We start from the raw sequence: 22,952 nt of genomic DNA on the forward strand, positions 1-22,952 counted from the left end.
CGGGTGGGGGTGCCGGCCAGCGGTCGGTGCTCTGCGGTGGGGGTCAGCTGTTCCAGTACTGGGCGACCAGGTCGGCAGCCTGCTGCTCCCACTGGGCGTACGCGTCCGGGTAAGCCGAGACCTGCACGGTCTGCGCGGCCTCGGTCAGCGGCATGTCCTGCCACCCGTCGACCTGCTTGAGGCCCTTGAGGAACGCGGTCGTGGAGTAGGCCGGGTCGGTGATCTGCTCCGGCGTGCCCCAACCCGAGCTCGGGCGCTGCTGGAACAGGCCCAGCGAGTCGTGGTCGTTCATATCGCCGAGGTGGCCGAGGTTCTCCAGCTTCGACTCCTGCAGGCTCGTCGCGATCGAGATCACCGCGGCGCGCTCGGGGAGACCGGCCTTCTTCGTGGCGGCGATGATCGCCTTGACGTTGGCGGTCTGCTCGTCGTTCAGGTCGATGTGCGACTGGGTGCCCTGGGTGCCATGCGGGATCAGCTTGGCGATGTCCGGCCTGTCGGCCTGCACCGTCACCGCGGCCGGCTTGGCGTCGACGACGTTGTGTGCGGCGATCGGGCCGGCGAACACACCACCGGCGAACGCGAGACCAGCAACGGACAGCATGCTCTTACGCATGATCGTGTTCATGGGGGTAGCTCCTTCGGGGGTAAGGACACCCGTACACGTGCCACGGGTGTGAGCACCTCGTCCGGCGCTGCAACAAAGGGGGAGTTCTCGGCGCCTGCGGCTCAGGGGTGGCTCGCGGCGCGGTGTCGGCGATCGACGGGCGGTAGCCCGTGACACCGGGAGCGGCAACCTGCCAGCCGATGACTCGCGGTGCCGGGTCACCGTGTAACGACCGGGGCCCGGGGTTGATTCCCGGGCCCGTCTCCCGGGCGCCGTCGGTGAGGCGGCGCCGGGGGTGTAACGAGGGACCGGTGGCCCGCATTCCGGCCCGGGGACTCGGCTGGCGGGCCCTGGTACTGCGATCGTCAGGGGATGTAACGGCTCCGGCCCGGCCAGGATTCCGGCCTGCGGGTGCGTCCGGTCACGGGACGAACCTCGCACCGGCCACCATCGGGGCAGGCCGGACCGGGCAAAACGGCCAATCGCCACACGTGTCAAGCCGTCGCGGCGAGCGCCTTTCAGGCGCCCCCGGTTCGGAGCCGCCGAGAACGCGCCCCGGAGTCCGGAGCCGCCGAGAACGCGCCCCGGAGTCCGGAGATGCCGGAAACGCGCCCGCGAGCCCGGAGACGCCGAAACGCGCCCCCGGACTGGGGGCGCGTTCTGTATGTCGGCTTTGTGTCGGGTCAGGCCACGTTGCGTTGGATCGGAATGGTCGACTTGTGCGGGTGACCCAGCCGGGCCTCCAGCCGCGCGACGTCGACCCGGGCGTGTCGGCGGTCTGCCAGGTCCTCCCAGCCGACGGCGAGCAGTCGCAGGCGCTCCGACTCGCTGAAGCCGCCCCACACGCCGTACGGTTCGCGAACCGACAGGGCGTGCGCGGCGCACTCGGCCCGGACCGGGCAGGCGCGACACACCGACTTGGCGGCGGACTCGCGACGCAGTCGGGAGGAGCCCCGCTCGCCGTCGGGGTGGAAGAACTGGGCGCTGTCCCGCCCTCGGCAGGCACCGAGCCGCTGCCAGTCCCAGAGATCGACGATGGGTCCGGGCAGTCTACGTACGTTCGACATCAGCACCCCTCCTCCCGCGCGGCTCCGCGAGAATCCTTGTGGCCGGTGTCCGGGCGGCGGGCCGCGCAGGCGCACCGTTCCCGGCCTGGACCCCCCGGTACCCGGGCTGTCGTCACCTCACACGTGTGTGATCGAAAACGTCCCGCAAATTGCGGCTTTTGCCCCATCTGTCGGAAAAGTTCGAAGGATTGCCGGGAACCCCCTCCCCAGCCGACCCCGTCATGGTCTGCTCGTTGGCGGAGAGGAGACCACAGTGCGTAGCGTCCTTGTGTGCGTTCGGACACCACTCGCGGCCCAGCACCTTACTTCTGCTGCCGCGCGGCTGGGGTTGTCAGCAATCGTCCGTACCGCCGTCTCCGATCCTGAGGTGATGCTGCGGTTGGCCGAGCGACCGGCCGACGTGGTGTTGGCCGACACGGCCCTCACCCGGCCGGACAGTGCCGGCTTCGTTCGTCGGGTCCTGGCCCGTGCGCCGCAGGCCGCGGTGCTGTTGCTCGGCACCGAGGAGCCCGAGGCGGCGGCCGCCACCATCAGCGCCGGCGCCCGGGGCCTCATCCAGAACGTCGACCACGACCTGACCAGCGCGGTGGCCAAGGCCCTGCTGCTGCTCGCCGCGCCCGGTCGGGCCTCCCGGCAGCGCATCACCGACCCGGCCCGCAACGCCGCCGCGGTGGGCGGTTCCGGTCGCTCCGGGCCGTCGCCGCGCGGGTCCGGCGAGCCCGGCTGGGCCGCCCCGCCCGGCGACGGGACGGCGGGAATGCCGTCGGTACCGGTGCAGCGGGGTGACGACGAGGCCGAGTCGGCCACCGGCGAGCCGTCGACGGACCAGACCGATCCGCCGCGCGCCGCACCGAGCGCCCGCCCGAGCCGTACGTCGATCGGTCTCACTGAGCGTGAGCTTCAGGTGCTGCTGGGCATGGCCGAGGGCAAGAGCAACGCGGAGATCGGCCGGGAGCTGTTCGTCTCGGAGGACACCGTCAAGACCCACGCCCGACGCTTGTTCCGCAAGCTCGGCGCGCGGGACCGGGCGCACGCGGTGGCGGCGGGCTTCCGCGCCGGCCTGGTCGCCTGACCCGACGGCGACCGCCGAAGGGCGACCGCCCCCGGGGTACGCGACGTGCGTCGGTGTTACTGGGTGGCGCTCGGGGTGCCCGGCTCGTCCTCGGTGCCCTCGGAGAGGGTGTCGTGCACGCCGTCTGCGTACCCCCGGGCGTAGTCCCACGTCACGTAGTGGTCCGGGTCGGGGTCGTAGGCGGGCTCGTGCACCCGGGGGCGACCCGAGTTGAGCAGGTGGCGCAGGTTGCCCCGGAGCAGGTCCCAGTCGAAGTAGTGCGGCTCCCGACAGTCCTCACATTCGATCACCAGCCCGCGGACCCCGATCGGGGCCAGCAGGGCCTGGTAGATCTCCAGGTCGGCGAGGTCTTCCAGCACGTCCTGCCGCTCGACGTCGGTCAGCGGATCAGGCGTCGCGTCATCGCCCGGGTCGTCCAGATCCGCGGTGGGATCGGCCGGGTCGCCGTTGAACGGGTCGATGGGCTCGTCGTGCACCCCTTCACCGTAGACCCAACGCGGCGTGGACGTCCGCCCCCCGCCCGCGCGCCGGGCCGGGCCGCCACGGACGGGTCGCCCAGCTCACTGGGTACGATGAGGCGACGTGCCGGCACCGTGGCGCGCTCCGGTGCCCGCCCGCGCCACCTCGCTGAAGCCCATCCGAGCAGCTCAGGGGAGCAATCGTGGAAAATTCGCCCAGCACCGATCTTCCGGCCGGCGTCGAGCACGCCGACCTGGGCGGCCACCTGCCCGAGCTGCCGGCCGGCTCCGCCCGGGTGGTTCCGCTCGGCCTCACCTTCGACGATGTGCTGTTGCAGCCGGGCGAGTCGGACGTGGTGCCCAGCCGGGTCAACACCCGGACGAAGCTCACCCGCAACGTCGAGTTGTCGATTCCGCTGCTGTCCAGCGCGATGGACACGGTGACCGAGGCCCGGATGGCGATCGCCATGGCCCGCCAGGGCGGCATCGGCGTGTTGCACCGCAACCTGTCGCTGGAGGACCAGGCGCTCCAGGTCGACCTGGTCAAGCGCTCCGAGTCCGGCATGATCACCAACCCGGTGACCGCCAGCCCGGACGACACGCTGCGCGAGGTCGACGAGTTGTGCGGGCGTTACCGCATCTCCGGCGTGCCGGTGGTGGACGGCGACGGCCAGCTCGTCGGCATCGTCACCAACCGGGACATGCGTTTCGTCTCCGAGCCGAACACCCCGGTCCGCGAGATCATGACCCGCACCCCGCTGATCACCGCCCGGGTGGGCGTCAGCAAGGACGACGCGCTGGCGCTGCTGCGTCAGCACAAGGTCGAGAAGCTGCCGATCGTCGACGACTCGGGTCGGCTGCGTGGCCTGATCACCGTCAAGGACTTCACCAAGAGCGAGCAATACCCGGACGCCAGCAAGGACGACGCCGGTCGTCTCCGGGTGGCCGCCGCCATCGGCGTCGGCGAGGACGCGTACAAGCGGGCCCGTGCCCTCGTCGACGCGGGCGTCGACGTGCTGATCGTGGACACCGCGCACGGCCACCAGCGGGCCGTGCTGGACATGGTCCGTCGGCTCAAGGCCGACGTCATCGTCGACATCATGGGCGGCAACGTGGCCACGTACGCCGGCGCGAAGGCGCTCGTCGACGCCGGCGCCGACGGCGTCAAGGTCGGCGTGGGTCCGGGCGCGATCTGCACCACCCGGATCGTCGCCGGGGTCGGCGTGCCGCAGGTCACCGCGATCATGGAGGCGGCCCGGGCCGCCCGTCCGGCCGGTGTGCCGGTGATCGGCGACGGCGGCATCCAATACTCCGGCGACATCGCCAAGGCCCTGGTGGCCGGCGCCGACACGGTGATGCTCGGCAGCCTGCTGGCCGGCTGCGAGGAGAGCCCCGGCGAGCTGATCTTCGTCAACGGCAAGCAGTACAAGACCTACCGCGGGATGGGGTCGCTCGGCGCGATGCAGTCCCGGGGCCAGGCCAAGTCGTACAGCAAGGACCGCTACTTCCAGCAGGACGTGCTCAGTGACGACAAGCTCGTCCCGGAGGGCGTCGAGGGTCAGGTTCCCTACCGGGGGCCGCTGTCCCGGGTGGCCCACCAGCTGGTCGGCGGGTTGCGACTGGCCATGGGGTACGCCGGTGCGGAGAACATCCCCGATCTGCACCGCCGCGGCCAGCTCATCCGGATCACCGCGGCCGGTCTGAAGGAGAGCCACCCGCACGACATCCAGATGACCGTCGAGGCGCCCAACTACCACACCCGCTGACCCACCACCCCCAACCACCTGGAGTCCCCCATGCGTGACGTGGTCGAGATCGGGCTGGGCAAGACCGCGCAGCGCGGTTACCACCTGGACGACATCGCCATCGTGCCGAGCCGCCGCACCCGGGACGTCGACGACGTCTCCACCTCCTGGCAGCTCGACGCGTACCCGTTCGGTATCCCGTGCGTCGGCCACCCCTCCGACGCCACCATGAGCCCGGCCTCGGCGGTGCGGCTCGGTCAGCTCGGCGGCCTCGGCGTGCTCAACGTCGAGGGGCTCTGGACCCGCTACGAGAACCCGACGAAGGTGCTGGAGGAGTTGGCCGGCCTCGACGAGGACGCCCGCGCCACCAAGCGGCTCCAGGAGGTGTACGCCGAGCCGATCCGTCCGGACCTGATCGCCGAGCGGGTGCGTGAGCTGCGCGCCGGTGGCGGCACGGTGGCGGTGCGGGTGTCCCCGCAGCACACCCTGGCGCTGGCGCCGGTGATCCTGGACGCCGGGGTGGACATCCTGGTCATCCAGGGCACCATCGTCTCGGCCGAGCACGTGTCGACCACCGACGAGCCGTTGAACCTCAAGGAGTTCATCGCCGACCTGGATCTGCCGGTGATCGTCGGCGGCTGCACCGACTACAAGACGGCGCTGCACCTGATGCGGACCGGCGCGGCCGGTGTGATCGTGGGCATCGGTGGCGACGAGTGGTCGACCACCGAGTCGGTGCTGGGCATCCGGGTGCCGATGGCCACCGCTATCGCCGACGCGGCAGCGGCCCGTCGCGACTACCTCGACGAGACCGGTGGCCGGTACGTGCACCTGATCGCCGACGGTGACATGCAGACCTCGGGCGACATCGCCAAGGCGCTCGGCTGCGGCGCGGACGCGGTGATGCTCGGAGAGCCGCTGTCGCTCTGCGAGGAGGCGCCCGCCGGTGGTGCCTGGTGGCACTCGGCCGCGAGCCACCCGTCGTTGCCGCGTGGCGCGTTCGAGGTGGCCGGTGAGCCGCTCGGGTCGATGGAGGAGCTGCTCTTCGGGCCGGCGGACGAGGCCGACGGTCAGCTCAACCTGTTCGGCGGCCTGCGTCGGGCGATGGCCAAGTGCGGGTACCGCGACCTGAAGGAGTTCCAGAAGGTCGGCCTGGTCCTCGACCGCTGACCCTCCCGATCGACGTGCGAAGGCCGGCCCGTACGGGCCGGCCTTCGTCGTGTTCAGCCTGGTGTCACTTCTCGACGTAGATGGTCAGGTCGGACATGTTGCGGTAGCTGCTCGCCGCGAAGTCGAGCGACTGGCCCCTGTTGTCGACGCCGCCGGGGGCGGTGTCCATCTCCCAGTTGGCGTGGTGGAAGTTGCGCTCGCCGATGGTCTGGAAGAACTGCTGGAAGTTGATGTCGCCCTCGCCCAGCGGGACCATCTGGTGACCGTTGGGGACGCTGGTGTCCCGGTCGCCGTCCTTGGCGTGGAAGAGCGGGAACCGGGTGGTCCGGTCGGCGACGGTGAGGATCGGGTCGAACAGGTCGGTGACCTCCTGGCCGGCCCCGTTGACGTACTTCTGGTGCTTGTAGCGGGCCACGTAGGCCCAGTAGATGTCGAGCTCGAAGAAGACGTACCGCGGGTCGGTGATCTCGAAGAAGTATTCGAGTCGGCGGATGCCGGACGACCGGGTCTGCCGGCCCTGCGCGTCGCGCGGGCCGCGGTCGATCAGGAAGCTGTACGCGGCGTCGTGGTTGTGCGTGTAGAGCCGCATGCCCCGGGCCCTGGCCTGCCGGCCCAGCTCGTTCCAGATGTCCGCGGCGGCGTCCCACTCGGCCTTGTACGCGCTGTTGGTCGGGTCGCTGCCGGTGCCGATGTTCTTCATGCCGAGTTCCTCGGCGATGTCCAGTTGCTGCTGGAAGGTGGACGGCTGGATCGTGGCGTGGGTGCCGTTGGCGACCAGACCGTTGTCGTCCAGGATCTTGCGGATCTCGGTGGGGGTGATCTGCCGGCCGAGGATCTCGGTGCTCTGCGTGTACCCGGCGAACTCGATCTCCTTGTAGCCGATCTCGGCGAGTCGGGCGAGGACGCGCTCGAAGCCGTAGGGCACCCCGCTGTCGTCCGGCGCGGCGGTGATCCGGTCGCGGACGCTGTAGAGGATGATGCCGCGGTTGCGGGCCGGGATCAGCGGTTCGACCCGCAGCCTGCTCGCGTTGGGGTTGGCGAGCGCGGGGGTGCCGGTGGCGAGGACCGGCAGGCCGGCCGCGCCGATCGCGGCGGCGGCTCCGGCGGAGGCGGCGAGCAGGGACCGGCGGCTCATCCGGGGGGTGGGGGTGGCGTCGGGTGCGGTGTGGTCGGGCATGGTTCCACCTTTCGCGACGGTGGTCGGGACCAGACACTAACGTCGGTCTAAGTCGAAAGAAAGTGAAGATCGATCGCTACTTTTGCTTGTTCCAACGAAAGTGACTGAAGATCGTCGATATCGGCCGCGTGACGGGTGGCGCTGACTACGCTCGTCCTGACCGCGACGCCGCAGGAGGAGTGTGCATGGCCCGGACCCGACGGACACCGGCCGCCGGTCGTCTGACCGCCACGACCACCGTCCTGACCTGCGTGGTCGCGCTGCTCACCGCCGGCTGTACGGGCGATGACAGCGACGGTTTCCGGCCCGGTGCCGCCGACGCCGGCGATCCCTACGTGCCGGGGCACGGCAACGGTGGCTACGACGTCACGCACTACGGCCTCGAGGTCCGCTACGACCCGCCGACCGACCGGCTGACCGGGCGGGCCGTCATCACCGCCACCGCCACCCAGGACCTGTCCCGCTTCAATCTGGACCTCGTCGGCCTGGACGTCGCCACGGTGCGGGTGGGCGACGCGACGGCCGACCACCGCCGCGGCGACGGTGAGCTCGTGGTGACCCCACGCGACGGGCTCCCACGTGGCCGGCAGTTCACAGTGACCGTCGACTACGCGGGCGTGCCCACCGCCGTCGAGGACGGGTCGTTGGGCAGCGGCGGTTTCCTGCACACCGCCGACGGGGCCGTCGCGCTCGGGCAACCCGACTCGGCGGCCACCTGGTTCCCGGTCAACGACCACCCGTCGGACAAGGCCACCTACGACCTCGCGGTGACCGTCCCGGACGGGGTGGCCGCACTGAGCAACGGGGTGCCCGGTCCGAAGAGCAGCGCCGAGGGCTGGACCACCTGGCGCTGGTCGGAGCGCACGCCGATGGCGAGCTACCTCAGCACCCTCGTGATCGGCGACTACCGGGTGGTGACCGGCACGCACGCCGGCCGGCCGATGGTCACGGCGGTGGCGGCGAGCCTGCCGGCGACCGGTGCCGCGGCCGGCTCGCTGGCCCGCACCGGGGAGATCGTCGACTTCCTGGCCAGCCGCTTCGGGCCGTACCCGTTCGACTCGTACGGCGGGATCGTGATCGCCGACGAACGCATCGGTTACGCGCTGGAGACCCAGTCGCGCCCGGTCTACGGACCCGCCTTCTTCGCCGACGACCGGCCCAACCCGGGCGTCGTCGCGCACGAGCTGGCCCACCAGTGGTTCGGCGACAGCGTGTCGCTGACCAGGTGGAGCGACATCTGGCTCAACGAGGGGTTCGCCAGCTACGCCGAGTGGCTGTGGGAGGAACACGACGGCGGCCGGACCGCCCAGCGCACCTTCGAACTCCAGTACGCGAAGACCGACTGGTCGCAGCCGTCGGTGGAGCCGGGCCGGGAGCTGATGTTCGGCACGGCCGTCTACAAACGCGGGGCGCTCGCCGTGCACGCGTTACGTCGCACCGTCGGTGACGACACGTTCTTCCGCATCCTGCGGACCTGGACCTCCGAGCGGGCGACGGGCAACGCGACCACAGCGGATCTCGTGGCGCTGGCCGAGCGGGTGGCGGGCCGGCAGCTGCGGCCGCTCTTCGACGCCTGGTTGGTGGGTGGGTCCGCCCCCACACTGCCGTGACGGAGCCGTGATCACCGGTCGATATGCTCGCCGCCGGCGAGCAGCGGAAAGCCGTCGTCTCGCGCGGAACGGCGTCGGCCGTCGCCGCTACACGGGGAGGGTGGGATGCGGGTGACGCGGCACAGACTGCGGATGAGCGTCGGTCTGCTGGTGACCGGGGCACTCGCACTGTCCGGATGCGACTCGTCGTCGCCGGAGGCGGCGTCGTCGCCGAGCGCGTCCCCCACCCCGTCGCGGACGTTCACCGCCGGCGCGGAGGGGGTCGGTGACGCCTACTTCCCGAGCTACGGCAACGGTGGGTACGACGTCGGGCGGTACACGGTCAAGGTGCGCTACGACCCGGCGAAGGACCGGCTGACCGGCACGACCACGGTGCAGGGCACCGCCACCGCCGACCTGTCCTCGTTCAACCTCGACCTGGCCGGCCTGACCGTCACCGCGGTCACCGTGGACGGCGCGGCGGCGACCCACACGCGCCAACGGAACGAGCTGGTGATCACTCCGGCCTCCGGTCTGATCAACGGCAACGGGTTCGTCGCCGAGGTCACCTACGAGGGTGTGCCGAAGCCGCTGAAGAACGAGATCCTCGGTGAGGGCGGTTTCCTGCACACCGCCGAGGGCGCCATCGCGCTGGGCCAGCCCGAGTCGGCCAGCACCTGGTTCCCGGTCAACGACCACCCCTCGGACAAGGCGGCGTACGACTTCGAGGTCACCGTCCCGGACGGCCTGACCGCCGTCAGCAACGGCGTTCCCGGTGGCAAGACCAGCGCGGACGGGTGGACCACCTGGAAGTGGTCGGAGAAGTCGCCGATGGCGAGTTACCTCAGCACGTTGGTGATCGGCAAGTTCCGGATCACCACCGGCGAGCACAAGGGCCGCCCGGTGTACAACGCGGTCGCCACCAACGTGGCGAAGGGCGCGGCGGACACGTCGATCGCGCAGACCGTCGCGGTGGCCGACTACCTGGAGAGCGTGTTCGGGCCGTACCCGTTCGACGCGTACGGCGGTGTGGTGGTCTCGGACAGCCGGATCTCGTACGCCCTGGAGACGCAGAGCCGGCCGGTCTACTCCGCGGGGTTCTTCCGCCAGGGCGAGAACACCGAGGTGGTCGCCCACGAGCTGGCGCACCAGTGGTTCGGTGACAGCGTCGCGATCGGCACCTGGGAGGACATCTGGCTCAACGAGGGCTTCGCGACGTACGCGGAGTGGCTCTGGGCCGAGCACACCAAGGAATACACAGCCAAGCAGGCGTTCGACATCCGGTACGTCCAGGTGCCCGCGCGGGTGTGGAAGACGCCGCCGGGCAAGCCGGGTGTGAAGCAGTTGTTCAGCGAGTCGGTGTACCAGCGTGGTGGCATGACCCTGCACGCCCTGCGGGTGGCGGTGGGCGACAAGGCGTTCTTCGAGATCGTCAAGACCTGGGCCGCGGAGAAGCGCGACGGCACCGCCACCACCGCCGAGTTCGTCGACCTCGCCGAACGCATCTCCGGCAAGGAGTTGGGCCCGCTCTTCGACGCCTGGCTCTACGGAACGAAGAAGCCGGCCCCGCCCAAGCGCCTCTAGAAACCTGTCAGTTCTTGACGACCAGGGTGGGGTGGGTCGCCAGGTAGGCGTCGGCGCGACCGGCGCGGAGTTCGGTGATGAAGTCACGGCCGACCTTGGTGAGCTGTTCGCCCCGGTAGGCGCTGCCCTTGCCGACACCGGCTCCGGGCAGGCCCACCAGCACGAACTTGTTCTCCGGCACCCCGCTGAGGGCGTACGCGATGTCGACGATCCGTCGCCCACCCACGTAGATCAGCGTGTCTCCCAGTGCGGCGACCACCTGGTCGACCCGCTCCGGTTGGCGGGCCAGGTTCTCGTCCAGGATCTTGCGAGTGAGCGCCTTGATCAGTTGCTGCTGGTGGCGCTGCCGGGCGTAGTCGCCGCCGGTGATGTAGCGCTGCCGCGCGTAGTCGAGCGCCTGCCAGCCGTTGAGGTGCTGCTCGCCCTTCTCGTAGACCTGCTGCGGCCCCGTGTAGCCGCCCGGCGCGCTCTCCCGGTACTTGCCGTCCGGTCGGCGGTGCAGCGACTCGACCCGCTGGTCGACGTAGATGTCGACTCCGCCGAGTGCGTTGACCAGCCGGTCGAACCCGTTGAAGGTGAGCACCGCGCCGGCGTCGATGCGCAGCCCCGTGTACCCGCTGACCGTGCTGCGCAGCAGCTCGTACCCCTGGGCGGTGTTCGGCTGCTTGGGTTTGCCCGGCACCCGGCTGCCGAAGCTCATCGCGTGGGTGAGCTTGGTCTTACCGCCCTTGTAGCCGGCCTTCGGGAACGCCGGGATGTCCACCAGCAGGTCGCGGGGGAGCGAGAAGAGGTACGCCTGACCCAACCCCTTGGGCACGTGCAGCACCAGTACGGCGTCCGAGTGCGGTTCCCATCCGGGCACGCTGACCCGGGTGTCCACACCGACCAGCAGCAGGTTGAGTGGGCCGGTGATGTCAGCGCCCGGCGGTGGGCCGCTGGGGCTCGGGGTGGGCGTGCCGATCGGCGACGGGGTCGGCGAGCCGGCGACCGGGCCGCCGCCCGGCTTGCTGTCACCGGTCAGCCGGGTGATCACCACCGCGCCGGCCGCGATCAGCGCGACAGCGGCGAGGGCCGTCAAGCCCAGCAGTAGCCACCGTCGGCGCGGCGCCATCGACCCGAGGATCATCTTGGATTCCTTCCACCCGTCTGGTGAACAACGTTCCGGCGGGTGCTCCGGGTTGCGGCCGGAAGGCGCCGGGTCGGTCGGCCGGAGCATGATCGCGCGAAAACTGCCGCTGGCGCGAGCGCTACTCGCGAGTAATGATGCGTCCATGCGGTACGACGTGCTCGTCATCGGCTCCGGCTTCGGCGGGGCCGTCACCGCGCTCCGGCTGGCCGAGAAGGGATACTCGGTCGCCGTCGTGGAAGCCGGCCGGCGCTTCACCGACGACGAGTTCCCGCGGACATCCTGGCGGGCCCGCCGGTTCCTCTGGGCGCCGAGACTGGGCTGCTACGGCCTCCAGCGGCTCACCCTGCTCCGTCCGGCCCGCCGAGGTGCCGGCACCGGGGTGCTGGTGCTCTCCGGCGCCGGGGTGGGCGGTGGTTCGCTGGTCTACGCGAACACCCTCTACGAACCGTTGCCCGCCTTCTACGTCGATCCGCAGTGGCGTGACATCACCGACTGGCGGGACGAGTTGACCCGCCACTACGACCAGGCCAAACGGATGCTCGGGGTCACCACGTACCCGCTGGACACCGGCGCGGACCGCGCCATCCGGGCGGTGGCCGAGCGGATGGGGGTGGGGCACACCTTCCACGCCACCCCGGTCGGCGTGCACATCGGCCGCCCCGGCCAGCGGGTCGCCGACCCGTACTTCGGGGGTGCCGGCCCGGAGCGCACCGGCTGCCTGCACTGCGGCTCGTGCATGACCGGGTGCCGGCACGGCGCGAAGAACACGCTGGTCAAGAACTACCTGTGGCTCGCCGAACGGCTCGGGGTCACGGTGCTGCCGCTGACCACGGTGACCGCCGTCCGCCCGGCCGCCGACGGCGGGTACGACGTGCACGCCGAACGCACCGGCGCGTGGCTGCGCAAGAGACGGCGGGTCATCCACGCCGACCAGGTGGTGTTCGCCGCCGGCGCGCTCGGCACCCAACGACTGCTGCACGCCATGCGGGCCGACGACGTGCTGCCTCGGCTCTCACCCCGCCTCGGCGAGCTGACCCGGACCAACTCGGAGGCGATCCTGGGTGCCTCGGTGCCCCGCCGACGGGCCCGGTCCGAGCGGCTGGACTACACCGAGGGGGTGGCCATCACCAGTTCGTTCCACCCCGACCCGCAGACCCACGTCGAGCCGGTCCGGTACGGGCGGGGCTCCAATGCGATGGGCCTGCTCCAGTCGCTGCTGGTCGACGGTGGCCCGCACCGGGTGCGGCGGTGGCTGGGCGGCATCGTGCGGCAACCCGGGCTGGCTGCCCGGATGCTGTCGGTCCGTGGGTGGTCGGAACGGACGGTGATCGCGCTGGTGATGCAGTCGGTGGACAACTCGCTGACCACCCGCTGGCGGCGCGGCGTGTTCGGCCCTCGACTGGTCACCGGCCCCGGCCACGGCACGCCCAGCCCCACCTGGATCCCGGCCGGCAACGCCGCCACCCGGCTGCTCGCCGAGGAGATCGGTGGCACACCGGGCGGCTCGCTCACCGAGCCGTTCGACATCCCGGTCACCGCGCACATCCTGGGCGGGGCGGTCATCGGGGCGACCCCGGCCGACGGGGTGATCGACCCCTGGCACCGGGTGTACGGGCACCCCGGGCTGCACGTCGTCGACGGCGCGGCGGTCTCCGCCAACCTCGGCGTGAACCCGTCCCTGACGATCACCGCCCAGGCGGAACGGGCGATGTCCTTCTGGCCCAACAAAGGCGACGAGGACCCTCGTCCGCCGCTCGGGTCCGCGTACCGCCGGCTGGCGCCCGTACCCCCCAACCAGCCGGCGGTGCCGGCGGACGCCCCGGGCGCGCTCCGTCAGTGAGCCCGGCCGACGCCGCAGGGCGAGCCGGTGCCGGGCGCGGCCGTGACTGTCGGTAGGCTTTGTGCACATGAGCCTGCCTCGCCCCGTCCTCGTGGTGGACTTCGGAGCCCAGTACGCCCAGCTCATCGCCCGCCGGGTCCGTGAGGCGAAGGTCTACTCCGAGATCGTGCCGCACTCGATGCCGATCGCCGAGATGCTGGCGAAGAACCCCGCCGCGATCATCCTGTCCGGTGGTCCGGCCAGCGTCTACGCGCCGGACGCGCCGCAGATCGACGCCGGCGTGTTCAGCGCCGACGTGCCGGTCTTCGGCATCTGCTACGGCTTCCAGGCGATGGCCCAGGCGCTCGGCGGCACCGTGGCGAAGACCGGTAACCGCGAGTACGGCGGCACGCCCTTGCGCCCCCGCCTCCTCGATCCCGGTGTGCTGCTGCGCGACCTGCCCGCCGACCTGCCGGTGTGGATGAGCCACGGCGACGCCGTCACCGAGGCCCCGGAGGGCTTCACCGTCACCGCCGAGTCGGCGGGCGCGCCGGTGGCCGCGTTCGAGGACCTGGCCGGACGGCGTGCCGGCGTGCAGTTCCACCCGGAGGTCGGGCACACCGCGCACGGCCAGGAGATGCTGACCCGTTTCCTCTACGACATCGCCGGCATCGAGCCGACCTGGACGCCCGAGAACATCATCGATGAGCAGGTGGCCCGGATCCGCGCCCAGGTCGGCGACAAGGAGGTCATCTGCGGTCTGTCCGGCGGGGTGGACTCGGCGGTCGCCGCGGCGCTCGTGCACAGGGCGGTCGGTGACCAGCTCACCTGCGTCTTCGTCGACCACGGTCTGCTGCGCGCCGGCGAGGCCGAGCAGGTCGAGAAGGACTACGTGGCCGCCACCGGCATCAAGCTGAAGGTGGTCGACGCCGCCGACCGGTTCCTCGGCGCGTTGGCCGGGGTGACCGACCCGGAGCAGAAGCGCAAGATCATCGGTCGGGAGTTCATCCGGGTCTTCGAGGCCGCCGCCCGCGAGATCGCCTCGCACGGCGACGTGGAGTTCCTCGTCCAGGGCACGCTCTACCCCGACGTCGTGGAGTCCGGCGGCGGCACCGGCACCGCCAACATCAAGAGCCACCACAACGTCGGCGGTCTGCCGGAGGACCTGAAGTTCGCCCTGGTCGAGCCGCTGCGCACGCTCTTCAAGGACGAGGTCCGGGCGCTCGGCCTGCAACTGGGTCTGCCCGAGGCGATGATCTGGCGGCACCCGTTCCCGGGCCCCGGCCTGGCCATCCGGATCATCGGCGCGGTCGACCAGCAGCGCCTCGACCTGCTCCGTGAGGCCGACCTGATCGCCCGCGAGGAGCTGACCGCCGCCGGCCTGGACCGGGGCGTGTGGCAGTTCCCGGTGGTGCTGCTCGCCGACGTCCGCAGCGTCGGTGTGCAGGGAGACGGGCGCAGCTACGGGCATCCCGTGGTGCTGCGCCCGGTCTCCAGCGAGGACGCGATGACCGCCGACTGGTCCCGACTGCCCTACGAGGTGGTCGCCCGGATCTCCACCCGGATCACCAACGAGGTCGCCGAGGTGAACCGGGTGGTCCTGGACGTCACCAGCAAGCCGCCGGGCACCATCGAGTGGGAGTGAGCGCCGCTCAGGCGGCCGGCGGCGGGTAGGGCGGTGTCGGGGCGTACCCCGGCTGTGGTCCGCCGGGCGCGGGCCCGGCGGTGGGCGGCGGACCGGCGTGCGGCGCGACGCCCGCCGGGTGCGGCCAGGCCGGCGCACCGCTGGGCTCCTCCGGCATCAGGAACCACATGATCGGGTACGCGAACAGCGCGAGCCCGCCGGTGAGCAGGCCGGTGACCGCGAAGGCCACCCGGACGAGGGTGGGGTCGACGGCGAAGTAGCGGCCGACGCCACTGGCGACCCCCGCGACCATGCGGTCGGTGGTGGGGCGTCGGAGCTGCTTGTACGGGGCGTGGGGAGCGGTGGTGGATGTCATACCACCACGGTCCGCCTTGCCGCTCGACCCGCCCTCGGTGACTGCCCGGATCCTTACCCTGACCGATCCCTGATCCGGGTCCGACAGTCAGGAATCTGACTCTTTTCCGTTCCGGTAACCCGGCCCGGGGAGAATTTGCTCCCGTGACCACCATGCTCGAGCCGCTCCGCAGGATCGCGGCATACGCAGTTTGTGCTGATTCAAGAGGCCGAGTTCTGCTGGTCCGCGCATCGGAGCGCTCCGGCACCCCCGGCACGTGGTCGCTGCCCGGCGGGGCGGTCGATCACGGCGAGGACCCGAACCACACCGTCGTCCGCGAGACCGCCGCCGAGACCGGCCTGTCGGTCGCCGTCTCGGGCCTGGCCGACGTGCTCGCCGACATGCGGGCGCTGCCCGATCGGGGCATCACGATCCACACCGACCGGTTGATCTACCGGGTGGCGGTCCGTGGCGGCACCCTCGCCGACCGGGTCGGCGAGCGCCCCACCGATCTGGCCCGCTGGTACACCCTCGACGAGGCGCGCAAGCTGCCGCTGCGCTCGTTCACCGCACGTGCCCTCGGGCTGCCCGCTTCCTCGGCCGACGTGGTGCCCGACGAGCCGCCGGAGTTCCCCTCGTTCTACGCGGTCCCCGGCCCGGACGGGCTGCACCGGGCGCAACGCTTCGCCGCGTACGCGGTCTGCACCGACCCGGCCGGGCGGGTGCTGCTCACTCGGGTCTCCGACGGTTACCCCGGCGCGGGCTGCTGGCATCTGCCCGGCGGCGGCACCGACTACGGCGAGCAGCCCGGCGCCGCCCTCATCCGGGAGTTGGTCGAGGAGACCGGGCAGACCGGCCGCCTGGTCGAGCTGCTCGGAGTGGCCAGCCACCGCGACGCCGCCTCGCTCGGCCCGGAGGGCTACCCGATCGACTGGCACGGCGTACGCGCCTTCTACCGCGTCGTCGTCGACAAGCCCAACCCGCTGACCGTCGCCGACGTCGGCGGTTCCACCTGCGAGGCCCGCTGGTTCGGCCGTGAGGAGCTGGGCGCCCTCCCCACCGACCGCCTCACCGAGGTGACCGCCGAAGCGGTCCAGGCAGCCCAACTGACCTGACCCTGCCCGGGTGGCGGCCAGCGCGACCCACCGACCTCACTCGGTTTTCCGGAAAGGCGCGGTATCCCGGTCGTCGGGATACCGCGCCTTCCGCGATTCTGAGTGGATCATGACGTGACCCGACTGCTTCGGCGCGGACGGGCTAACTTCATGATCGACGGGTCGGGTCGAAGCGGGGGAGTGGGCGAGGTGCGGTCTGCGCGGCGAGTGGGTGGTTACGGGCTTCTGCGGGACTCGGACCGGGTCCTGCTGGTTCGCGACGGTGCCGATGGCGAGTTTCCCGGGGTGTGGCGGCTGCCGGGTGGTGCTGTCGCGCACGCCGAGCACCCTGAGCGCGCTGTCGTCCGGACCGTCGGCGAGCAGACCGGGCTGACCGTCACCGTGGGTCAGCTACGTACGGTGACCTCCGACGTGACCGATCGTGTGGATGGTGTCGCAACGCACACCGACCGGTTGCTGTTCGACCTCACGGGACGCGACGGTGCGACACGCGACGGCGGGAGCGGCTCGGTCGACCAGGTTCGCTGGCTCACCCCGGGCGAGCTGACGCGGTTGACGCTGACGCCGTTCACCTCCGAGGTGCTCGGCCTGCCGGTCACGCCACTGCCGCCCGGGACGCACCGGCCGCAGGGTCACCTCTCCCCGCCGCACCCCGACCGTCGACTGCGCTTCGGGGCGTACGGGCTGGTCACCGACCCGGCCGGACGGATCCTGCTCACCCAGATCGCGGACGGCTATCCGGGTGCCGGCCTGTGGCACCTGCCCGGCGGGGGCACCGATCACGGTGAGCAGCCGACGACCGGCCTGCTCCGGGAGTTGGTCGAGGAGGGCGGTCAGGTCGGCCGGGTGGTGGAACTCCTCGGCGTGGACAACCTGCACAACCCGGCCGCGCTCGGCCCGGAAGGGCGTCCGTTGGACTGGCACGGCGTACGGGTGATCTATCGGGTGCTGGTGGACGTACCGACCGACGCGGTGGTCACCGAATCCGCCGGGGGTTCGACCGCGAGGGCTGGCTGGTTCACCCCCGCCCAAGCCGCTGACCTGCCGTTGAGCGACATCGCTGCCGTGGCAGTCGGACAGGGTGGCCGATAGCACGCCGCTCACTGAGCCGAGAAGGTGACCCTCCGGTACAGTCAAAGGCGGGAATGGTGGAGGAAACGGGCGATGAGGCCCGGGATGGGAACAAGCGAGCGGTTCGAGCGGTTTGTGCCAGATATAAGTACCGCCGGCAGCTATCGCCAAGCCATGTTCCCCTATGCGATGGTGTACTCCGCAAAACGGCTGCCGGGCCACGCAAGGTCCGGCACGAGACAGCCGGACACCCGCCACACGGCGGCCAGCCGATCCGGTGATGGAGGAAACGTGCCGAGAGCCCCATGGCGCCGGCGTCGTACTACTGACAGTCCGCGCCCCGCTGGGCGTCGCTGGGCGGGCCCGTTGCGCCGCAGCAGCACGTTCGCCCGCCAGGTGCTGTTGGTCCGGGTCGGTCGCCGGGACAGCGACCTGCTCCCGACCGACGTGACGTTGCCCGAGCACCGGTACGCCGACCGGCAACGCCGCCGCTACGGCCTGGACCGGCTCAGCCGGCCCGCCGGAAGCATCGGTCGGGCGGAGATCGAAGCGGTCATGCCGGTCAGCCCGGCGATGCCGCCGATGGCACACGCCGACGAGGCCTCGGCCGGCTCGATCCCGCTGCTGCCGGGCGAGCGCACCATGGCCCGGCGGATGAAGTTCGGCCTGGTCAACGCCTGCACCCTGGCCAGCCTGATGCTCGGCATGCTGGCCATCTTCCTGGCGATGCAGGGCGAGGTCCGCGTCGCCGCGCTCTGCCTGATCGCCTGCGTCGCCTTCGATGGTCTGGACGGCGCACTGGCCCGCCGACTCGGTGTGGCCAGCCCGTTCGGCGCGCAGATGGACTCCCTGGCCGACATGTGTTCGTTCGGTCTCGCCGCGCCGGTCGTGGTCTACGCCTCGCTCGCCGGCTCCGTCTCCACCGCGGCGGCGGCGGTGGCGTGCGCCCTGGTCGCGGCGTGCGCCGCGATCCGACTGGCCCGCTTCAACGTGTCGCCGAAGGACGGCCGGTTCTTCTGCGGCGTGCCCACCACCATGGCGGCGGCGGTTCTCGCCGTGACCGTGGCGATCGGCCTGCCGGTGCCCGGCGCCGTGCTGGTCGCCGGCGTGGCGCTGCTGGCCTTCGCGATGGTGTCGAGCTTCCCGTACGCGAAGCTCGCCCGCCTGGTGAAGCTGCCCCCGTGGCTCTGGCTGGCCCCGGTGATCGGCGCGCTGATCGACATTCGGCTCACGTTCGCCCTGATCGTGGTGGGTTACCTGGTCAGTGGGCCGGTGCTCTGGCTGCGGCAGCGCCGCACCGCCTGACACAAGCAGACGAAACGGGGCGCCGCTGGCCAGCGGCGCCCCGTTTCGCGTTCGTCGGTCAGCGCCAGCGGGCGATGACGGTTTCGTCGGGTCAGCGCCAGCGGGCGATGACGGTGGACCCGCCGACGACCTTGTCGCCCGGACCGACCAGTGGATCCGCAGCCTCGGCCGGGAGGTAGACGTCGGTCCGTGAGCCGAACCGGATCAGACCGAAGCGCTCGCCCCTGGCCAGCAGCGCGCCGATCGGCGCGCGCTGCACGATCCGACGGGCGATCAGCCCGGTCCGCTGCGCGACGACCACGGTGCCGCGAGCGGTGTCCAGCACGGTGTACGCCGCCACGTTGTGTTCGGCGTCGGGCTTCATCGCGTTGACGAACCCGCCGTCGGCGACGAAGTAGTCCACCACCTTGCCGGCGACCGGGGAACGGTTGACGTGCACGTCGAGCACCGACAGGAAGACCGCGACCCGAAGCCACTCGCCGTCGCCGAACCGCTCGTCGTGCAGTCGCTGCACCGAGAGGACCTTGCCGTCCGCGCTGGCTACCACCGCGGACGGGTCCTCCGGCACGTCCCGTTCGGGGTCGCGGAAGAACGCCGCGACCGGCCCGGCGGCCAGCGCCGGCAGCAGCCACAGCTTGGACGACGGACGCGCCACCCGGGCCAGCGCCGCGAGGCCCAGGGCGATGCCCGCCGCGGCCACACCGTTGGAGTCGATGTGCATGCCGCGGGTCAGCGGCACACTCGACGGGCGGTGCGCGGGGGCCAGCCGGTCGGCCGAGGCCGGGCTGGCCGGGGTGAACCGCAGTCGGTAGACCCGCACCGGCGGCGAGTTGCGCAACACCAGGTCGGCGCCGACACCGTAGAGCGCGTCCTGTCGCGCCAACTCGGCTGCCGCCCCGGTGGTCCGGCCCGGCGTGGCGGCCGTCGCCACGCTGAGCACCGCACCGTCGGAGAGGTACTTGGCCAACCCTTCGATGCCGCCGCGGGTCTCCTCGGCGGAGCCGGCGAACACCTCGCCGGCGATGACGACCCCGGCGGGCTCGGCCTCGGCCAGCGAGTCGACGACACTCACCCGGTCGGCGACCCAGCGGCCCTGGGCGGTGACGTGCGCGCGGAGCGCGGCAGCGCCGAGCGGTTCGACGGGCACCACGGTGAGCCGGTCACCGGGGAGCAGCGCCTCGATCGCCGCGGCCAGCACCGCGGACTCCGGGCCCGCCCCGACCAGCAGGGCGGTCTTGGGGTCGTTGATCCGGGCCAGCTCGGTGACGAGCGTACGAGCGGCTCGCTCGCCGATGCGGATCGGACCGGACCGGCCGGTGATACGCACGGCGGGGGACTGGGTCATGTCGGGCGGGCTCCTGACGGGGGTAGAGACGGGAATCGCGGCGGGGCCGCCATGGCGGGACGGGCCGGCCGGCGGAGGGCGAGATCTCCACCGGCCAGCATATGCGCCCGTTCGCGCCAACCGCACCGCCGTAGCGGTGGAGTGGGCCTCCGCCAGCCGACGCCCGGGGTCAGGCCTTCCCGCGCCGGCCCTCCCGTTCGTCGTCCGCCTGGTCGCCGACGGTCTCGATCGGGTGGTCCGACCGGGTCGGCTCGTCACCCTCGGCGGGGGCCGGTCCGGTGCCGAGGCCGACGGTCGGCTCCTCGTGTCGGTCGTGGGGCCGGCCGGGAATCGCAGACGTCTGCGGCTCCGACGGCGGATGAGCCAGCCAGGCCGGGTGGATCACCTCGGTGGTCGGCGCCTCCGGTGTCGTCGCCGAAGAGGGAGCGTCCCAGGTGGACTTCTCGGCTTCCCAGACCGGCAGGGGCGCACCGGAGGTCGGCACCGCGGCTCCGGAGACGGGTGCGGTGGCACCGGAGACCGGCGCGGTGGCCCCGGTGGCCCCGGTGGCCTCGGTGGTCGCCTCCGGCGGCTGCGACCGACCCGAGCGCAGCGCGCCGACCAGCCCGAAGACGCCGATCAGGATGAGCGCGCTGGCCAGGAACCAGCCCACCGCCGGCAGGGCGAGCCCGAGCAGTTGGGCGAGCAGCCACCAGCCGGACAACGCCAGGAACACGAGCCCGAAGGCGAACGACACCAGATCCGTACGGTGAGCCTTCACCGGGTCACCTCCAGGTTGCCGGCATTGACGTGGACGTAGAGGCGCAGGGTCCCGCCGCCGGGCCCGTCGGCGCCGACATCGGTGAGCTCCCGCAGGCGACCGTCCAACCCACCGGACCGGTTGCCGAAGATGTCGGCGTCGCCCGCGTTGACGTCGGCCACCGTGGTGACGTCGACGTTCGGCGGTACGACGACTGTGGCCTTTCCGAAGTTGATGGCGACGGTGACCTGCGTGTCCCGCTTCGCGAAGTCGATACCGCGCAGGTCGAGCACCGCGTCACCGAAGCTGTTCTCGTACCGGTCGGCGAGGTCGCGGTAGTCGGTGGGCGCCCAGGTCACCGCGCCGTCGACCCCGCGGATCCGGTCGTAGGACTCGGCGACCGTCGCCGTGCCCAGCGCCGCGGCGGTCACCAGGCCGAGCGCGATGAGCCAGCGGGCCCGCCCGAACCAGGTGCCGACGAGCAGGCCCAGCGCGATGGTGGCCAACGCCGCCGCGAAGTACGCCGAGGCGCTGATGGAGAACACGTCCAGCAGGTCGAGCAGGGCGACCATGCCGAGGACCAGGAAGATCAGGGAGAAGGTCACCGCGCCCAGTGGCGACCGCTCCTTGGGGCGCTTCGGTGGCTTCGGCGGCTTGGGCGGGGGCGGCGCCGCGGTCGGCGAGGCGTACGGGCCGTGCGGCGCGAACGGCTGGCGGTAGGCCGACGGTGGCGTGGCGGTCGGGTAGCCGGAGGCGGCAGTGGGTGCACCGGTCACCGGTGCCGACGGCCAGCCGACGCCGGGTGCGGCGGTGCTCGGCCACGCGGTTGTCGGTGCCGGCCAGCCGGGCTGGATGGCCGTCGTGCCGCCCGGCTGCCCGGACACCGGGCCCACGCCGGACACCGGCTGCCCGGTGACGGGCGGCTGCGGACCACCGGTCGGCGGTACGTCGTACGCCACGGTGGGTGTCCCTCCGGTCGTCGCGGTGGCGTGGGCGGCCTCGCCGCTCGCCATCGGCGCTGCTGTCATGGTGGTCGGGACGGCACCGGTCGACGGGGCCGGCCAGGTCACCGGTGGGACCGGACCCGGTGGGGTGCCGGTCGGTGCGCCCGACATCGGCCCGCCGGGCGAGCCGGCCGGCTGGTTGCGGCTGTCCCGGTTGAGCAGCAGCGCACCGGCGACCAGGATGGCCGCGCCGAGCAGCACGGCCCGGAAGGCGTCGGTGACGATGTAGCCGAAGCTGGCCGCGACGAGGATGCCCAGGATGATCACGGTCACCGGCGACATGCTGGAACGGCCGCGCCCGAGCATCGACTCGATCGGGGACGCGGTGTCGCCCTCGTTCGGGATGATCAGCCAGGCAGCGACGTACACCAGGATGCCGATGCCCCCGAAGAACCCGAGCACCGCGAGCAACACCCGCCACAGCACCGGGTCGGTGTTGGTGGCCCGTCCGATAGCGGCGCAGACACCGGCGAGATACCGTCCCTCGCGCGGCCGGACCAACCCGTACCGGGAGGTGAAGCCGGTGCCGCCCAGCGGCGGTGGCGGCGCGGACGGGCCGTGGCCGCCGCCCGGTCCGGGCGGTGCGCCGGGAGGCCCGTAACCGGCACCGTCCGCGAACTGTGGGCCGTGGCTCGCGCCGGTGGGCGGCTGGTAGCCGTACGGATCGGTAGGCGCGGCGCCCGGGTGCGGGCCGGGCGTGCTGGGGTCGGTCCAGGCGCCGGGCGTCGCGGCCGGTGCGGGCGGTGACGAGCCCTCCGGCGGTGCCGACCCCGGGCGGGGCGGCGGGGCAGCTTCCTCGGTCATGCTTCGATCCTGCTGCCCGGTGCACCCGAACGGCCTCAGGACCCGACCCTGACCCCACCCTGAGATCCGGCGGCCGGAATGTCGGGGGCGTCCCCGTGGTCGTGGAGGCCGCAGCGTGTGACGATCGAGTCACCGACCACGACCAGCCTGCCACCGCCACCAGGGAGCCTCCGATC

Annotated in this window: 18 protein-coding genes and 1 pseudogene; 10 read left to right on the forward strand and 9 right to left on the reverse strand. The window is 71.9% G+C overall.

Annotated features, from left to right (window positions below):
* Positions 1-43 precede the first annotated feature (43 nt).
* On the reverse strand, positions 44-625 hold the full coding sequence (locus GA0070612_RS09980) for a hypothetical protein (RefSeq protein WP_088987651.1): 582 nt from the start codon (positions 623-625) through the stop codon (positions 44-46).
* A 662-nt stretch (positions 626-1,287) separates the two neighbouring features.
* A complete protein-coding gene (locus GA0070612_RS09985) occupies positions 1,288-1,671 on the reverse strand; it encodes a WhiB family transcriptional regulator (RefSeq protein WP_088991383.1) in 384 nt (127 codons plus the stop codon).
* Between the two features lie 253 nt (positions 1,672-1,924).
* Between GA0070612_RS09985 and GA0070612_RS09990 the strand changes: the two genes are divergently transcribed.
* Positions 1,925-2,743 (forward strand): helix-turn-helix transcriptional regulator, encoded by an 819-nt coding sequence (locus GA0070612_RS09990; protein ID WP_088987652.1) that lies wholly within the window; start codon positions 1,925-1,927, stop codon positions 2,741-2,743.
* A 56-nt stretch (positions 2,744-2,799) separates the two neighbouring features.
* Here GA0070612_RS09990 and GA0070612_RS09995 read toward each other — a convergent pair whose 3' ends face one another.
* Positions 2,800-3,219: a DUF5319 domain-containing protein gene (locus GA0070612_RS09995; protein WP_088987653.1), complete on the reverse strand. Its 420-nt coding sequence runs from the start codon at positions 3,217-3,219 to the stop codon at positions 2,800-2,802.
* Between the two features lie 185 nt (positions 3,220-3,404).
* On the opposite strand from GA0070612_RS09995, the gene guaB reads away from it, so the two are divergent.
* Together guaB and GA0070612_RS10005 are read left to right on the forward strand one after the other, a co-directional pair.
* The gene (gene guaB / locus GA0070612_RS10000) at positions 3,405-4,967 is read left to right on the forward strand and encodes an IMP dehydrogenase (protein ID WP_088987654.1); all 1,563 of its coding nucleotides are present in this window, start codon (positions 3,405-3,407) and stop codon (positions 4,965-4,967) included.
* Between the two features lie 30 nt (positions 4,968-4,997).
* A complete protein-coding gene (locus GA0070612_RS10005; RefSeq protein ID WP_088987655.1) occupies positions 4,998-6,116 on the forward strand; it encodes a GuaB3 family IMP dehydrogenase-related protein in 1,119 nt (372 codons plus the stop codon).
* Between the two features lie 64 nt (positions 6,117-6,180).
* Here GA0070612_RS10005 and GA0070612_RS10010 read toward each other — a convergent pair whose 3' ends face one another.
* Positions 6,181-7,293: a sugar phosphate isomerase/epimerase family protein gene (locus GA0070612_RS10010; protein ID WP_231924520.1), complete on the reverse strand. Its 1,113-nt coding sequence runs from the start codon at positions 7,291-7,293 to the stop codon at positions 6,181-6,183.
* A gap of 185 nt (positions 7,294-7,478) precedes the next feature.
* Between GA0070612_RS10010 and GA0070612_RS10015 the strand changes: the two genes are divergently transcribed.
* Positions 7,479-8,903, forward strand: coding sequence for a M1 family metallopeptidase (locus GA0070612_RS10015; protein ID WP_088987656.1), 1,425 nt, complete (start codon positions 7,479-7,481; stop codon positions 8,901-8,903).
* A gap of 105 nt (positions 8,904-9,008) precedes the next feature.
* Positions 9,009-10,466 carry a M1 family metallopeptidase gene (locus GA0070612_RS10020; protein WP_088987657.1) on the forward strand — a complete coding sequence of 486 codons (1,458 nt, stop codon included), beginning with the start codon at positions 9,009-9,011 and terminating at the stop codon, positions 10,464-10,466.
* 7 nt (positions 10,467-10,473) lie between these two features.
* Here GA0070612_RS10020 and GA0070612_RS10025 read toward each other — a convergent pair whose 3' ends face one another.
* A complete protein-coding gene (locus GA0070612_RS10025) occupies positions 10,474-11,592 on the reverse strand; it encodes an LCP family protein (RefSeq protein ID WP_088987658.1) in 1,119 nt (372 codons plus the stop codon).
* A gap of 145 nt (positions 11,593-11,737) precedes the next feature.
* Here GA0070612_RS10025 and GA0070612_RS10030 point away from each other — a divergent pair, with 145 nt between their 5' ends.
* Together GA0070612_RS10030 and guaA are read left to right on the forward strand one after the other, a co-directional pair.
* Entirely contained in the window at positions 11,738-13,435 is a 1,698-nt protein-coding gene (locus GA0070612_RS10030; protein WP_088987659.1) for an FAD-dependent oxidoreductase, read from the forward strand.
* Positions 13,436-13,502: 67 nt separating this feature from the next.
* Positions 13,503-15,059, forward strand: coding sequence for a glutamine-hydrolyzing GMP synthase (guaA, locus tag GA0070612_RS10035; RefSeq protein WP_088987660.1), 1,557 nt, complete (start codon positions 13,503-13,505; stop codon positions 15,057-15,059).
* A gap of 7 nt (positions 15,060-15,066) precedes the next feature.
* Here guaA and GA0070612_RS10040 read toward each other — a convergent pair whose 3' ends face one another.
* On the reverse strand, positions 15,067-15,414 hold the full coding sequence (locus tag GA0070612_RS10040) for a PspC domain-containing protein (protein ID WP_088987661.1): 348 nt from the start codon (positions 15,412-15,414) through the stop codon (positions 15,067-15,069).
* A 143-nt stretch (positions 15,415-15,557) separates the two neighbouring features.
* On the opposite strand from GA0070612_RS10040, the gene GA0070612_RS10045 reads away from it, so the two are divergent.
* The 3 genes from GA0070612_RS10045 (at position 15,558) to GA0070612_RS10055 (ending at position 18,884) form a co-directional block, all read left to right on the forward strand.
* Complete coding sequence (locus tag GA0070612_RS10045) at positions 15,558-16,508, forward strand: NUDIX hydrolase (protein ID WP_088987662.1); 951 nt, start codon at positions 15,558-15,560, stop codon at positions 16,506-16,508.
* 189 nt (positions 16,509-16,697) lie between these two features.
* Positions 16,698-17,600 carry an NUDIX hydrolase gene (locus GA0070612_RS10050; protein WP_088991385.1) on the forward strand — a complete coding sequence of 301 codons (903 nt, stop codon included), beginning with the start codon at positions 16,698-16,700 and terminating at the stop codon, positions 17,598-17,600.
* Between the two features lie 345 nt (positions 17,601-17,945).
* Entirely contained in the window at positions 17,946-18,884 is a 939-nt protein-coding gene (locus tag GA0070612_RS10055) for a CDP-alcohol phosphatidyltransferase family protein (RefSeq protein ID WP_088987663.1), read from the forward strand.
* 91 nt (positions 18,885-18,975) lie between these two features.
* Here the strand turns inward: GA0070612_RS10055 and GA0070612_RS10060 are convergent, their stop codons facing one another.
* The 3 genes and pseudogenes from GA0070612_RS10060 to GA0070612_RS10070 form a co-directional block, all read right to left on the reverse strand.
* Positions 18,976-20,229, reverse strand: a complete 1,254-nt coding sequence (locus tag GA0070612_RS10060) for a phosphatidylserine decarboxylase (RefSeq protein WP_088987664.1) — start codon at positions 20,227-20,229, stop codon at positions 18,976-18,978.
* A 529-nt stretch (positions 20,230-20,758) separates the two neighbouring features.
* Positions 20,759-20,989 (reverse strand): annotated as a pseudogene (locus GA0070612_RS10065) (hypothetical protein); the annotation flags it as partial.
* On the reverse strand, positions 20,986-22,776 hold the full coding sequence (locus GA0070612_RS10070) for a PspC domain-containing protein (protein ID WP_088987665.1): 1,791 nt from the start codon (positions 22,774-22,776) through the stop codon (positions 20,986-20,988). The gene GA0070612_RS10070 and the pseudogene GA0070612_RS10065, both read right to left, overlap by 4 nt.
* Positions 22,777-22,952: the final 176 nt, after the last annotated feature.

Source organism: Micromonospora chokoriensis, assembly GCF_900091505.1.
GTDB classification, from domain to species: Bacteria; Actinomycetota; Actinomycetes; order Mycobacteriales; family Micromonosporaceae; genus Micromonospora; species Micromonospora chokoriensis.

Coding starts and splice junctions, on each gene's coding strand:
- GA0070612_RS09980 (WP_088987651.1), bottom strand. CDS start 625: ATGAACACGATCATGCGTAAGAGCATGCTGTCCGTTGCTGGTCTCGCG.
- GA0070612_RS09985 (WP_088991383.1), bottom strand. CDS start 1,671: ATGTCGAACGTACGTAGACTGCCCGGACCCATCGTCGATCTCTGGGAC.
- GA0070612_RS10005 (WP_088987655.1), top strand. CDS start 4,998: ATGCGTGACGTGGTCGAGATCGGGCTGGGCAAGACCGCGCAGCGCGGT.
- GA0070612_RS10010 (WP_231924520.1), bottom strand. CDS start 7,293: ATGCCCGACCACACCGCACCCGACGCCACCCCCACCCCCCGGATGAGC.
- GA0070612_RS10015 (WP_088987656.1), top strand. CDS start 7,479: ATGGCCCGGACCCGACGGACACCGGCCGCCGGTCGTCTGACCGCCACG.
- GA0070612_RS10020 (WP_088987657.1), top strand. CDS start 9,009: ATGCGGGTGACGCGGCACAGACTGCGGATGAGCGTCGGTCTGCTGGTG.
- GA0070612_RS10025 (WP_088987658.1), bottom strand. CDS start 11,592: ATGATCCTCGGGTCGATGGCGCCGCGCCGACGGTGGCTACTGCTGGGC.
- GA0070612_RS10030 (WP_088987659.1), top strand. CDS start 11,738: ATGCGGTACGACGTGCTCGTCATCGGCTCCGGCTTCGGCGGGGCCGTC.
- guaA (WP_088987660.1), top strand. CDS start 13,503: ATGAGCCTGCCTCGCCCCGTCCTCGTGGTGGACTTCGGAGCCCAGTAC.
- GA0070612_RS10040 (WP_088987661.1), bottom strand. CDS start 15,414: ATGACATCCACCACCGCTCCCCACGCCCCGTACAAGCAGCTCCGACGC.
- GA0070612_RS10060 (WP_088987664.1), bottom strand. CDS start 20,229: ATGACCCAGTCCCCCGCCGTGCGTATCACCGGCCGGTCCGGTCCGATC.
- GA0070612_RS10070 (WP_088987665.1), bottom strand. CDS start 22,776: ATGACCGAGGAAGCTGCCCCGCCGCCCCGCCCGGGGTCGGCACCGCCG.